The following is a 13,326-nucleotide window of genomic DNA, read 5'->3' on the forward strand; positions in this document are numbered from 1 at the left end:
TTTTGATTACACTACATAGTGGATAATGCACATTATGTGCCTGATGATAAATAGGTTTTTTGAGTGCTTTTATTAAGTGCTCTTTCACCTCCAAAGCGAAGACAAGAGAGGGGTTTCAAAATGGATCAGGAAAAACAAATATTTTCCATAGAGTGGGCTGGACGTACATTAACTGTGGAAGTCGGTCAGTTAGCAAAACAGGCAAGTGGAGCCGCACTAATTAGATATGGGGATACAGTTGTATTAAGTACTGCTGTTGGCTCAAAAGAACCAAAACCATTGGACTTTTTCCCATTAACGGTCAACTATGAAGAAAGATTATACGCAGTTGGTAAAATCCCAGGCGGTTTTATTAAACGCGAAGGTCGACCAAGTGAGCGTGCGATTTTGGCAAGCCGATTGATTGACCGTCCAATTCGTCCGCTTTTCCCAGATGGTTTCCGTAATGATGTTCAAATTATGAGCATGGTCATGAGTGTTGAGCAGAACTGTTCATCGGAAATGGCAGCAATGTTCGGTTCATCTCTGGCATTAAGTGTGTCTGATATTCCATTTGGCGGACCAATTGCGGGTGTTATTGTTGGGATGATTGATGGTGAATTTATAATTAATCCAACGATTGAGCAAATGGAAAAAAGTGAAATGGACTTAACTGTTGCGGGTACAAAGCATGCCATTAATATGGTAGAAGCAGGTGCCTATGAAGTTCCGGAAGAAACAATGCTTGAAGCCATTATGTTTGGACATGAGGAAATTAAACGCTTAATCGCTTTCCAAGAGGAAATTGTTGCTGCCTGCGGTAAAGAGAAAAGGGAGATCACATTGTTTGAATTAGATGCGGATCTTCTGGCTCGTATCACGGATCTTGCTGGCTCAAAGCTTAAACAAGCAATCCAAACGCAGGAAAAGAAAGCACGTGACGTAGCGATTACAGAAGTTAAAAACGAAGTACAGGCTGTTTTCGTTCAAGAAGAAGCAACAGAAGATACGATTAAACAGGTTAAAAAGATTCTGGACAAGATGGTGAAAGAAGAAGTTCGCCGTCAAATTACGCAGGATAAGATTCGTCCGGATGGACGTAAGCCTGATGAGATTCGCCCATTGTCTTCAGAGATTGGTATTTTGCCTCGAACGCACGGCTCAGGTCTGTTTACGCGCGGGCAAACGCAGGCGCTTAGCATTGCCACGCTTGGTGCACTTGGAGACGTTCAAATTTTGGATGGCCTTGGTGTAGAGGAGTCGAAGCGTTTTATGCATCACTATAACTTCCCGTTATTTAGTGTAGGGGAGACTGGTCCGATCCGTGGACCGGGTCGTCGTGAAATTGGACACGGTGCTCTTGGCGAACGTGCACTAGAAAAAGTAATGCCAGATGAAAAAGACTTCCCATACACAATCCGTCTTGTTTCTGAAGTGTTAGAATCTAACGGTTCTACATCTCAAGCGAGTATTTGTGCAAGTACGCTTGCCATGATGGATGCGGGTGTTCCGTTAAAAGCACCTGTAGCAGGTATTGCAATGGGTCTTGTGAAGTCTGGTGAAGATTACACAATCCTAACAGATATTCAAGGGATGGAAGATTACCTTGGTGATATGGACTTTAAAGTAGCTGGTACTGCTAAAGGTGTAACGGCACTGCAAATGGATATTAAAATAGAAGGTTTGACACGTGAAATTTTGGAGGAGGCATTACTTCAAGCGAAGCACGGACGTATTCATATCCTTGATTCAATGCTTGCAACAATCGCAGAGCCTAAAAAAGATCTGTCTGATTATGCTCCAAAAATTATTCAGCTTCATATTAATCCAGATAAAATCCGTGACGTCATTGGACCAAGCGGTAAACATATTAATAAGATCATTGAAGAAACAGGCGTCAAGATTGACATCGAGCAAGACGGAACGGTTTTTATTTCGTCAACTGATTCTGAAATGAATAACAAAGCGAAAAGTATTATTGAAGATATTGTACGTGAAGCGGTTGTAGGACAAATTTATCTTGGAAAAGTAAAACGTATCGAGAAATTTGGTGCATTTGTAGAAATTTTCAATGGTAAAGACGGTCTTGTGCATATTTCAGAGCTTCAAGAAGAGCGTACCAATAAAGTAGAAGATGTTTTAGCATTGGGTGATGTAATTGAAGTGAAAGTGACGGAAATTGACAACCAAGGCCGTGTAAACTTATCACGTAAAGCAGTTATTCGTGAAAAACGTGAAAAAGAAGAGCAATCCCAGAAATAAAATGCAAAAAAAGTCTCCGAAAAGCTGGCCAAAGAAAACAATGGCCAGCTTTTTGTTTGTTTATTTGAGGTTATTAATCCAAAAACATGAAATTACCTTGAAAACGTAGTACAATGGAATGAAAACTTTTTTAAGACTGCTGATCGATTAACTTTTTGGGTTTGCAGCTAAGACTAGGAGGATGCTTGTTTTGATTACTCGTCACATATGCCAGAACGGCCTACGGATTGTGCTAGAAAATATCCCTACGGTTCGTTCCGTTGCAATCGGTGTTTGGATAGGTGCAGGTTCACGCTATGAAGATAAAGACAACAACGGAATTTCTCACTTTTTAGAGCATATGCTCTTTAAGGGGACGAAAGAACGCAGTGCCCGAGAAATTGCTGAAGCGTTTGACAGCATTGGGGGGCAGGTAAACGCATTTACCTCTAAGGAGTACACTTGTTATTATGCGAAAGTGTTGGACAATCACGCTTCGCATGCTTTATCTATATTAGGGGATATGTTTTTCAATTCTGAGTTTGACCCAACTGAGCTCAATAAAGAAAAGAACGTTGTATTGGAAGAGATTAAAATGTATGAGGATACACCAGATGATATTGTCCATGATCTTTTAGGTGAAGCTGTTTATGAAACACATCCATTAGGATATCCGATTTTAGGAACAGCAGAAACAATCGCCTCTTTTACTCAAGAAAAGTTGAAAAAATATGTTTATGAAATGTATACGCCAGATCAGGTGGTTGTTTCGATTGCCGGAAATGTTGATGATTCCTTTATTAAAGAAGTGGAAGCATTATTTGGACATTATAAAAGAGAAACACACGGTCATCAGACTTTGGAAAAACCTTCTTTCCATAGCCAGCATCTAGTGAAGAAAAAAGAAACAGAACAAGCTCATTTATGCTTTGGATTTGACGGGCTCCCATTGGGACATAAAGACAGCTACAGCTTAATCGTCATGAACAATGTATTAGGCGGCAGTATGTCTTCACGCTTATTCCAAGAGGTGCGAGAAGAGAGAGGGCTAGCGTATTCTGTGTTCTCTTATCATTCTGCACACCACGACAGTGGAATGCTGACCGTGTACGCAGGGACAGGTGTAGATCAGCTGGATTCTTTATACGAAACACTGCAATCAACCCTTGTTAAATTCAAACAAAACGGTATGACAGCAAAGGAACTGATGCATACGAAAGAACAATTAAAAGGAAATCTAATGCTTGGTTTAGAGAGCACGAATGCTCGTATGAGCCGTAATGGCAAAAATGAGCTGATGCTGAATCGCCACCGAACTATGGATGAAATGATCGAACGAATTGACAGCGTATCACTTGAATCAGTGAGATCCGTTGCTGATTTAGTGTTAACAGATGACTTTGCCGTATCTTTAATTAGTCCGAACGAAATAAAACCTAAATCGTTTGTATAATGTTTAGTTTAAGCCTGTATGATGAAACACTCATCATACAGGCTTTTTTTCATACAATCGATAAAAAGGGGGAAATTGTATGAGGTTAAGTGAATTAAGCGGGAAAGAAATGATCCACATTCAACGTGCAGAGCGTCTCGGAATTCTTGGAGAAACGGATGTCCAATTTGATCCAGAAACAGGCAAGGTGCTTGCCGTAATCATTCCACTTCAAAAATGGCCATCGTTTGGTAAAGGACAAAAAGAACTGTCTATCCCTTGGCGATCTATACGGACAATTGGGACAGAGATGATTCTAATTGACCAGTCAGATGAATCACATTCACCGTCAAAGCCTACTCTACATACAATAGGACAGAACGAAGATCACCTGAAATGAGTGAACTGTATGAAGAATTCCTCAATGCTGAATGGATCATGCATTGCCATTATCGGAGGAGATGCTCGTCAGAAAGAAATCGCAAATCATTGTCAGTTGAGCGGGGCGAATGTATATGCTGTAGGATTCGACCAACTGTCAATGACGGAACCAGGGTTTGATAAAGTGGATGTTTATTCTCTGCCGTATGATCAGCTGGACGCCATCGTATTTCCGGTAAGTGGAGTAAGTGAAAACGGAGAGGTACGCTCTTCGTTTTCAAGCAAGCCGGTTAAGATCAGAAAGGAAGATTTAAATTCATTAACTAATCACTGTTTAATTTTTTCAGGAATCAATACACCGTGGCTAGAAGATCTCAGTCACGAGGTCATTTGTTTAATGGATGAAGACGATATTGCTATACAAAACTCGATTCCAACGGCTGAAGGTGTGCTGTGGCTTCTGCTTCAGCATACTGATCATACGATACACCATTCGACCATGCTTGTTACCGGCTTTGGGCGAGTAGGAATGACGGTTGCACGAACCCTTAAAGCGCTAGGTGCGCATGTAATTGGCGGAACCTCCAATCGCGGGGAAAAAGCGAGAATGGAAGAGATGGGAATTGAGCCGCTTGATTTAACAGAGCTTGCTGAAAAACTGCCTGATTGTGATGCTTGGATTAACACAATTCCCTCGGATACAATTTTTCCTTCTGAGATCCTAAGCCTTTGTTCAAGGGAATGCTTAGTAATTGAGTTAGCATCAGGACCGAAGGCGATCACTCCAAAACTAGCAGATTCGATGGGCATACGATATATTAATGCGCCAAGTTTACCGGGATTGATCGCTCCGAAAACGGCTGGATTTATTTTAGCAAAAACCATTATAGAGCGAATTGTGCAAAAAAGAAAATGAAACATATAGGAGGACCATCATGACGTTAAAAGGGAAAAGGATTGGGTTTGGGATCACAGGATCTCATTGTACGTATCATAAGGTATTCCCTGAAATTGAAAAGCTGGTAGCCCTTGGTGCTGAGGTACAGCCAATTGTAAGCCTTACTATGCAATCAACAACTACGCGTTTTGGAGAAGGAGAAGAGTGGATTCAACGGATTGAAGAAGCTACATCGCATAAAAGTATTCGAACCATTGTAGATGCGGAACCCCTAGGGCCGAAAATTCCTCTTGATTGCATGATTATCGCTCCACTAACAGGGAATTCATTAAGTAAATTGGCAAATGCGTTAACGGATTCACCTGTATTAATGGCGTCTAAAGCTACCTTGCGAAACGGCAAACCTGTGGTAATTGGAATTTCAACAAATGATGGGCTTGGCTTAAACGGTGTGAATATTATGCGTCTTATGTCAACTAAAAATATCTTTTTTATTCCATTTGGCCAAGATGACCCATTTAAAAAATCAAACTCTCTCGTAGCACATATGGACCTTTTAACACCTACAGTAGAAGCGGCATTAAAGTATCAGCAATTTCAGCCGGTTTTGCTAGAAAGTAAGTCTAAGTAAAAGAGATTGAGAAATGGTAGTGAAAAATGATACAATTAAATGTATCAAAACACACATTAATGCTTTATCTGTCTAATACGTCAATGGATATAAGCTGGAAGGGGCTATACAGTGAACGAACAAGGATATCATGTAGCAATAGTTGGAGCAACAGGAGCAGTAGGTACAGAAATGTTGGCTATTTTGGAGGAAAGACAATTTCCAGTTAAGGAGCTAACACTTTTATCTTCTGCTCGATCTGCAGGTCAAACCCTTCTTTTTAATGGTCAGAGCCATACAGTTCAAGAGGCAACACCGGAGAAATTTGAAGGTGTTGATATTGCCCTGTTCAGTGCAGGGGGCAGTGTATCGAAAAAATTTGCTCAAGAAGCGGTTGATCGAGGAGCCATCGTAATTGATAATACAAGTGCATTCCGAATGGATGAAAATGTTCCGCTTGTTGTACCTGAAGTGAATGAACAAGATCTGCTTGATCATAATGGAATTATTGCCAATCCTAACTGCTCAACGATTCAAATGGTGGTTGCACTCGAACCAATCCGTCAGGCACTGGGCATGACGAAAGTTATCGTGTCAACCTATCAGGCAGTTTCAGGAGCAGGTGTAAGTGCGATTGAAGAAATGAAATCACAATCACAATCCATTTTAAATGGTGAACAACCATCTACTGAAATTTTGCCAGTTAAGAGTGCTGAAAAGCATTATCCAATAGCGTTTAATGCGATCCCGCAAATTGATGTTTTTGATGATAACGGCTTTACATTTGAAGAAATGAAAATGATTAATGAAACAAAGAAAATTATGCATATGCCAGAATTAAAAGTCTCTGCTACATGCGTTCGTTTGCCAGTTGAAACCGGGCATTCTGAATCCGTCTATATTGAAGTAGAAAAGCACGATCAAACCGTTGAAGATATTCATCGACTATTAGAAAATGCTCCTGGTATTGTGCTGCAGGACCGTCCAAAAGAACAGCTTTATCCAATGCCAGCAACTGCAGCAGGTAAACTGGACGTATTTGTAGGTCGTGTTCGTCAAGACTTAGATGAAAAAAATGGTTTCCATTTATGGGTAGTTTCAGATAATTTATTGAAAGGCGCGGCGTGGAATTCCGTACAAATTGCAGAAAGCTTAATGAAGCTAAAACTAGTCTAGAAATCGATCTCCTCACGCTGCAAGGAAGAGAGGAGTGCCGTAATGGGCATGATCGTGCAAAAATTTGGCGGAAGCTCCCTTGCAACAAAACAACTTCGCAAACAGGCAGCTGAACAAGTGAAGCAAGCAGTTGAGCAAGGGTCAAAAACGATTGTCGTTGTATCTGCAATAGGACGATTCGGTGATCCTTACGCAACTGATACACTGCTTTCTCTAATAGAAAATGATCAGCATGACATAGTGATTCCTACAGATCAACAAGCTCTATTACTTTCCTGTGGAGAGGTCATCTCAGCAGTCGTGTTTGCTAGTGAATTAATTGATGAAGGAATTACGTGCAGTGTTATGACCGGACGTGAAGCCATGATTCAGACAGAAGGTGACTATCGTCACGCCTCGATCAAGCATATAAATGCCGAACCACTTTTGGAGGCATTAGAACAGGTTGATGCGATTGTTGTCACTGGATTTCAAGGTGTAAATGATAGTGGCCGTATGACCACGTTAGGAAGAGGCGGGAGCGATACATCAGCATCCGCCCTTGCTTGTTGTGTTCAAGCGGATGCCGTCTATATTTATACAGATGTAGCTGGTGTTATGAGTGGAGATCCGCGTGTAGTAGATGATCCACACTCACTTAAAATGATAAGCTATGATGAAGCTTGCCATATCGCCTATCAGGGTGCAAAAGTGATCCATCCAAATGCAGTAGAATGGGCGAAAAGGTACCATGTACCAATGTGGATTGGTTCATTGAATGGGGAAGGCGGTACATGGGTTGGTCTTCAAAAAAAAATAGAAGAACATCATACAGGCCGTGAAATTCAATCGATTTCAGCCATAAAAGGCTTAGCTCAAATTAAAGTAAATTCACTTGATTACGACCGGGTATTCCGAGTTGTGGCTGAACAAGGAATTAGCATAGATCTAATTTCCATTCATCCCAATGAGATACGATTTACTGTAGACGGACGATCAATATTAGCCGTTCAGGCGTTGCTGAGAGCGGAGGGCTTTTATCCTGAAATCATTGATCATGTTGCGAAAATTGCGCTCATTGGTGAAGGAATGAAGGGGAAGCCAGGTATTACTTCTACGATCGTTTCAACATTGACTAAGCATCATGTTCAAATTCTTCAAACAGCGGACAGCCATATGACCTTTTGGGTACTAATAGATGAAGCTCATGCTGATTTATCTCAAAAGTTGCTGCACGAAGAATTTATTTCACAAATATAGCAACCAATTTTAAGCATACAGGAGTGAACAACATGAATTTTGGAACAATTTCAACCGCAATGGTTACTCCTTTTACTTCGCAAGGAACCATTGATTTCAACCAGACGACAAATTTAGTGAACTATTTGCTAGATAATGGTACAGATTCGCTTGTTGTTGGCGGAACAACAGGTGAATCACCTACATTAAGCACGGATGAAAAGATCTCCTTATTTGAGCACGTTGTTCAAGTAGTTAATGGTCGCGTTCCCGTTATAGCAGGTACAGGAAGCAATAGTACACAGGCTTCAATTGAGTTAACGAAAAAAGCGGAAGCTGCTGGTGCAGACGCAATTATGCTTGTTGCTCCGTACTATAATAAACCGAATCAGGAAGGGCTTTTTCAACATTTTAATGCCATTGCACTTTCGACTGATCTCCCAGTGATGATCTACAATATTCCTGGGCGTTCGGTGGTGAATATTGAAGTGAAGACACTGCTTCGTCTGGCAGCAATTGATAACGTAGTAGCAATTAAAGAAGCAAGTGGTAATTTAGACCAGATGACTGACATTTTGGCTAATGCTCCGGAAGGGTTCGCTGTTTATAGTGGAGATGATGGGTTAACACTTCCGCTGCTTGCGATCGGTGGTCGCGGTGTTGTTTCTGTTACATCCCATGTAGCAGGAAAAGAAATGAAAAAAATGGTCCAGCATTTCCAAAATGGCCGTCTCCAAGACGCAGCAAAGCTTCATCAAAAGCTTTTACCTTTAACAAGGGCTTTATTTGCCCAGCCGAATCCTGCTCCGGTTAAAGTGGCATTACGTGAACTCGGTATTGACTGCGGTCCGCTTCGACTTCCTTTAGTTTCGCTTGAAGTAGCTGAAGAGGCCGCACTTCTTGCAACACTGGATCAGTTTTCACAAGAAACTAAATCAAACGTTTAACAACGAATTCATTCGAGTGGAGTTGATTCTGCTCGAATGTTTTTTTATTTTCAGAATCTGTCTCTTTCATAGACAATGATGTGTCGTACAAAGGATAAGTAAATGGAGAAATACCCTATAGGTATTAGTAAACAATGACAATTTCCGTGTACAGTTTGCCTTCTATAAAGTATAATAAACTCAACTGTTGCGAGAACGGGGAAAAAGGTTTTTTAGGAGGAAATTGGATTGTCTAGAGTAATAAATGAAACGATAAAAATCATTCCGCTCGGTGGAGTGGGAGAAATTGGAAAAAACATGTATGTCGTTGAAGTGGACGAAGATCTGTTTATTATTGACTCCGGATTAATGTTTCCGGAAGAAGAAATGTATGGAATAGACATTGTCATACCAGATTTTAGCTATCTTGAAGCGAATAAAGAGAAAGTAAAAGCGATCTTTCTGACACATGGTCATGACGATGCGATCGGCTCACTTCCTTATTTGCTGGAGAAAGTAAAAGCACCAGTGTATGGCTCTAAGTTAACGGTTGCGTTGGCAAAAGCTGGATTAAAGGAATATGGCTTTAAGGAACGTGTGAAATTTTATGTTGTCCATGAAAAAAGCAATATGAAGTTTGATTCCGTAAACGTAACATTTTTTCAAACCACACATAGTATTCCAGATTCCCTCGGAATTGCTATACATACCTCTGAAGGGGCCATTGTTCATACGGGAGAATTTAAGTTTGATCAATCGGCCAAAGGTGCATATGCATCTAATATTGGAAAAATGGCAAAGATTGGTGAAAAAGGAGTGTTTCTTCTTCTTTCGGATAGTACCGAAGCAGAGCGTCCTGGACATACAACATCAGAATCCGTAGTTGAAAATCATGTTGCATCAAGCTTTAACAATGCAAAGGGACGTATTATTGTTACATGCTATGCATCGAATCTAATTCGTATTCAGCAAGTATTTGATGCGGCTACAAAAGCGGGAAGAAAAGTAGCTGTGATTGGTGAAGCTGTAGAAAAAGTAGTCAATGTTGCTTCACGTTTAGAATATTTAACCTATGATGATGAAACAAGAATCGAGCTAAGTGAAATTAGCGAGTATCGTGATGATGAAGTGGTCATTATCCTTTCCGGGACACATGATGAGCCATTTAAAGTGATGGAAAGCATGGCAAATCAAACGCATGAAGCGATCAATATCCAGCAGGGTGATACGGTATTAATCACTTTCACCCCGTCTCCTGGGATGGAAGTCTATTTGTATCGTTCTGTGAATGAGCTGGCTAGAGCAGGGGCAAATGTACTTACGGCTAGTAAAAATGTTCATGTATCAGGACATGGAAGTCAAGAAGACCTGAAAATGATGATGAATCTTATGAAACCTAAATATTTCATGCCTATACAGGGTGAATATCGACATCTAATTACCCACGCTCGTATCGCAGAGGATATGAATATCCCACGATCAAATATTTTCATTGCTGATAAAGGTGATATTGTTGAATACAATGCCGGAAAAATGAAAATGAGCGGTAGAATTCAAACTGGGAACATCCTGATTGACGGCAAGGGGGTAGGAGACGTTGGTAATATCGTGCTTCGAGACCGCCGCCTTCTTTCGCAGGATGGTGTGCTGCTCGTTGTTGTTACGCTTAATCGTAAAACAAAAACAATTGCCGCTGGCCCTGAGGTAATTTCTAGAGGCTTCGTATACGTGCGAGAATCAGAAAAGCTGATGGAAGAATCCACAACTTTAGTACGATCGATCGTTGAGAAAAATGTTGAAAACCGCACTTTTGACTGGTCAAGTATTAAACAGGAAATACGAGATTCCTTAAACCATCTTCTTTATACAAAAACGAAAAGAAGGCCAATGATCTTACCAATTATCATGGAAGTATAAAACCTGGGAAACGTGTGTTCCTGTAATTTAATAAACGTGTTATACTAGAGAGAAAGCAGACAGCCTATGTTGTCTGCTTTATTCTTTCGATTTTTAAAACGGAGTAGGTGACAACATATGGCAAGTGCAAAGCCAAAAACTAAAGCAGCACAAACAAAAAGAAAAAGAACATCTGTGAAGAAAAAAGGATCAAAAAAAGATGTAACACCTCTTACATATGAGCTTTTGGGTATTGCAATCATCGCACTTTCGATCATTACGCTTTTTCAGCTTGGTCCGGTTGGAAGATGGTTAACTGTAGGATCAACATTTTTATTTGGTAATTTTTATCACCTTGTACCTGGAGCCGCGTTTATTCTTGCTAGCTTCTTTTTATTAAAGAGAGGCAAACCGATTTTTTATCATCGGATTACATGGGGGATCTATTTTGTTCTAATCAGTATATTACTTTTTTCACATGTTTTGCTTTTTGACCAGTTAAGAGAAGTGGGCTTGCTTCAATCAAACAGTGCTTTTATCAATACGTACAATCAGCTTTATAATGAATCGATGAGTACCCTTTCTGAAAATAAAGGTGGAGGAATGGTAGGGGCTTTTTTTTACGCTATCTTTCATGTTCTTTTTGATTCTACTGGAACAAAAATTGTCAGTGTTACGATGCTAATTGCAGGTTTGATTATGATGACGGGACGCTCTTTAGGCTCCGTACTTAAATCAGGACTTTCTTTCGTTGTCCGGCTGATTATAAATGCTTGGGATACTTTTAAGGAAGATCGTGATTTGAAAAAAGAAAAAAAGAAAGAGCAAAAAAAAGCAGAGCAAATAGCGAGAAGATCTGGAAAAATCATTCAGCCGCAGAAAGAACCTGATCCTGTGGAAGAAACGATCTTACTTCCGCGTGATGAAGAATCCTTTGAACCCTTAATTTCAAGTTTTGCTGAAAAGGTTGTCCAGCCTGTACATAAAAATGCTGGGAGTAGGCCGAACCAAGAAAAACCTGAGCCGAGTAGTCCTGAAGAGGAACAGGCATTTGAAGAATTTGTGGATCCAAAAGTTGGAGTTGCTGAGGTGGAAAATAAAGACTATTTATTGCCTCCAATGGATATCTTAACACTCCCGCCCCATACAGATCAAAGCAACGAGTATAAAGCTATTCAGCGAAATGCATCAAAGCTAGAAAAAACCTTTCAAAGCTTTGGTGTGAGAGCGAAAGTGACACAGGTTCATCTAGGTCCTGCTGTAACAAAATACGAGGTGCATCCGGATGTAGGAGTAAAAGTCAGTAAAATTGTTAGCTTAAGTGACGACCTTGCCCTAGCCCTAGCAGCCAAAGATATTCGAATCGAAGCACCTATTCCGGGTAAGTCTGCCATTGGTATCGAAGTTCCGAATTCGGAAGTGGCGATGGTTTCATTAAGAGAGGTGCTTGAGGCTCAAGGACCAGAAAAGGCAGCTGCAAAGCTTTTGATCGGTCTTGGCAGAGATATAACAGGTGAAGCCGTTGTGGCAGAGCTGAACAAAATGCCTCATTTACTCGTAGCAGGTGCTACCGGAAGTGGAAAGAGTGTGTGTATTAACGGAATTATCATTAGTATTTTAATGCGAACAAAACCTCATGAAGTAAAATTAATGATGATTGATCCCAAAATGGTGGAGCTAAATGTTTACAATGGTGTTCCACATCTTCTTGCACCTGTTGTAACGGATCCTAAAAAAGCATCACAAGCTCTGAAAAAAGTAGTGAGTGAGATGGAACGCCGCTATGATCTTTTTTCACATACAGGTACGCGAAATATTGAAGGGTATAACGAACATGTCAGACGACACAATGATCAGCACGAAGAAAAGCAACCACAACTTCCGTATATCGTTGTCATTGTTGATGAGCTGGCCGATTTAATGATGGTTGCATCAAATGATGTTGAGGATGCGATTACACGTCTTGCTCAAATGGCGCGTGCAGCCGGGATTCATTTAATCATAGCCACCCAGCGTCCTTCTGTAGATGTTATTACGGGGGTCATTAAGGCCAATATTCCTTCGAGAATTGCGTTTGCTGTATCTTCTCAAATTGATTCCAGAACGATCCTTGATTCAGGTGGAGCTGAAAAGTTGTTAGGACGAGGAGATATGTTGTTTATGCCGATAGGTGCGAATAAACCAGTACGCGTACAAGGGGCTTTTTTAAGTGATCAAGAGGTAGAGGGGATTGTGAGTTTCGTTATTGAACAGCAAAAGGCGCAGTATCAAGAGGAAATGATCCCAGATGATATTCCGGAGACCGAGATGGGGGAAGTTGAAGACGATCTTTATAACGAAGCCGTACAGCTTGTATCGGAGATGCAAACCGCATCCGTTTCTATGCTTCAGAGGCGTTTTAGGGTAGGCTATACGAGAGCCGCACGTTTAATTGACGCAATGGAAATGCGAGGCGTGGTTGGACCGTATGAGGGAAGTAAACCCCGTACTGTGCTGATTGCGAAACCAGTGGATGATCAAAATTCTTAAACAATTATGAAAAAGGTGGCATGTCGATAAGGCTTGTCAC

General features: G+C 40.8%; 10 protein-coding genes. All 10 read left to right on the top strand.

Going from position 1 to position 13,326, the window contains the following annotated elements:
• Window positions 1–120 precede the first annotated feature (120 nt).
• The 10 genes from pnp (at window position 121) to KP78_RS11665 (ending at window position 13,286) form a co-directional block, all read left to right on the top strand.
• Window positions 121–2,241 (top strand): polyribonucleotide nucleotidyltransferase, encoded by a 2,121-nt coding sequence (pnp, locus tag KP78_RS11620; protein WP_041089146.1) that lies wholly within the window; start codon window positions 121–123, stop codon window positions 2,239–2,241.
• Window positions 2,242–2,431: 190 nt separating this feature from the next.
• Window positions 2,432–3,673, top strand: coding sequence for a M16 family metallopeptidase (locus KP78_RS11625; RefSeq protein ID WP_041089148.1), 1,242 nt, complete (start codon window positions 2,432–2,434; stop codon window positions 3,671–3,673).
• Window positions 3,674–3,752: 79 nt separating this feature from the next.
• Window positions 3,753–4,052 (top strand): YlmC/YmxH family sporulation protein, encoded by a 300-nt coding sequence (locus KP78_RS11630; protein ID WP_052474772.1) that lies wholly within the window; start codon window positions 3,753–3,755, stop codon window positions 4,050–4,052.
• Window positions 4,053–4,061: 9 nt separating this feature from the next.
• Window positions 4,062–4,949 carry a dipicolinate synthase subunit DpsA gene (dpsA, locus tag KP78_RS11635; RefSeq protein ID WP_084219983.1) on the top strand — a complete coding sequence of 296 codons (888 nt, stop codon included), beginning with the start codon at window positions 4,062–4,064 and terminating at the stop codon, window positions 4,947–4,949.
• Window positions 4,950–4,968: 19 nt separating this feature from the next.
• Window positions 4,969–5,562 carry a dipicolinate synthase subunit B gene (locus KP78_RS11640; protein ID WP_041089150.1) on the top strand — a complete coding sequence of 198 codons (594 nt, stop codon included), beginning with the start codon at window positions 4,969–4,971 and terminating at the stop codon, window positions 5,560–5,562.
• 111 nt (window positions 5,563–5,673) lie between these two features.
• A complete protein-coding gene (locus KP78_RS11645) occupies window positions 5,674–6,717 on the top strand; it encodes an aspartate-semialdehyde dehydrogenase (RefSeq protein WP_041089151.1) in 1,044 nt (347 codons plus the stop codon).
• 42 nt (window positions 6,718–6,759) lie between these two features.
• The gene (locus KP78_RS11650) at window positions 6,760–7,956 is read left to right on the top strand and encodes an aspartate kinase (protein WP_041089153.1); all 1,197 of its coding nucleotides are present in this window, start codon (window positions 6,760–6,762) and stop codon (window positions 7,954–7,956) included.
• Window positions 7,957–7,988: 32 nt separating this feature from the next.
• Window positions 7,989–8,882, top strand: a complete 894-nt coding sequence (dapA, locus tag KP78_RS11655; RefSeq protein WP_041089155.1) for a 4-hydroxy-tetrahydrodipicolinate synthase — start codon at window positions 7,989–7,991, stop codon at window positions 8,880–8,882.
• 228 nt (window positions 8,883–9,110) lie between these two features.
• The gene (locus tag KP78_RS11660; RefSeq protein ID WP_041089157.1) at window positions 9,111–10,778 is read left to right on the top strand and encodes a ribonuclease J; all 1,668 of its coding nucleotides are present in this window, start codon (window positions 9,111–9,113) and stop codon (window positions 10,776–10,778) included.
• Window positions 10,779–10,895: 117 nt separating this feature from the next.
• Window positions 10,896–13,286 (top strand): DNA translocase FtsK, encoded by a 2,391-nt coding sequence (locus tag KP78_RS11665; protein WP_052474773.1) that lies wholly within the window; start codon window positions 10,896–10,898, stop codon window positions 13,284–13,286.
• Window positions 13,287–13,326: the final 40 nt, after the last annotated feature.

This window comes from Jeotgalibacillus soli (genome assembly GCF_000829435.1).
GTDB lineage: Bacteria > Bacillota > Bacilli > Bacillales > Jeotgalibacillaceae > Jeotgalibacillus > Jeotgalibacillus soli.

What these genes read in the sequence shown, in the direction of transcription:
- pnp (WP_041089146.1), top strand. Translation starts at nt 121, where the DNA reads ATGGATCAGGAAAAACAAATATTTTCCATAGAGTGGGCTGGACGTACA.
- KP78_RS11630 (WP_052474772.1), top strand. Translation starts at nt 3,753, where the DNA reads ATGAGGTTAAGTGAATTAAGCGGGAAAGAAATGATCCACATTCAACGT.
- dpsA (WP_084219983.1), top strand. Translation starts at nt 4,062, where the DNA reads ATGAAGAATTCCTCAATGCTGAATGGATCATGCATTGCCATTATCGGA.
- KP78_RS11640 (WP_041089150.1), top strand. Translation starts at nt 4,969, where the DNA reads ATGACGTTAAAAGGGAAAAGGATTGGGTTTGGGATCACAGGATCTCAT.
- KP78_RS11650 (WP_041089153.1), top strand. Translation starts at nt 6,760, where the DNA reads ATGGGCATGATCGTGCAAAAATTTGGCGGAAGCTCCCTTGCAACAAAA.
- dapA (WP_041089155.1), top strand. Translation starts at nt 7,989, where the DNA reads ATGAATTTTGGAACAATTTCAACCGCAATGGTTACTCCTTTTACTTCG.
- KP78_RS11665 (WP_052474773.1), top strand. Translation starts at nt 10,896, where the DNA reads ATGGCAAGTGCAAAGCCAAAAACTAAAGCAGCACAAACAAAAAGAAAA.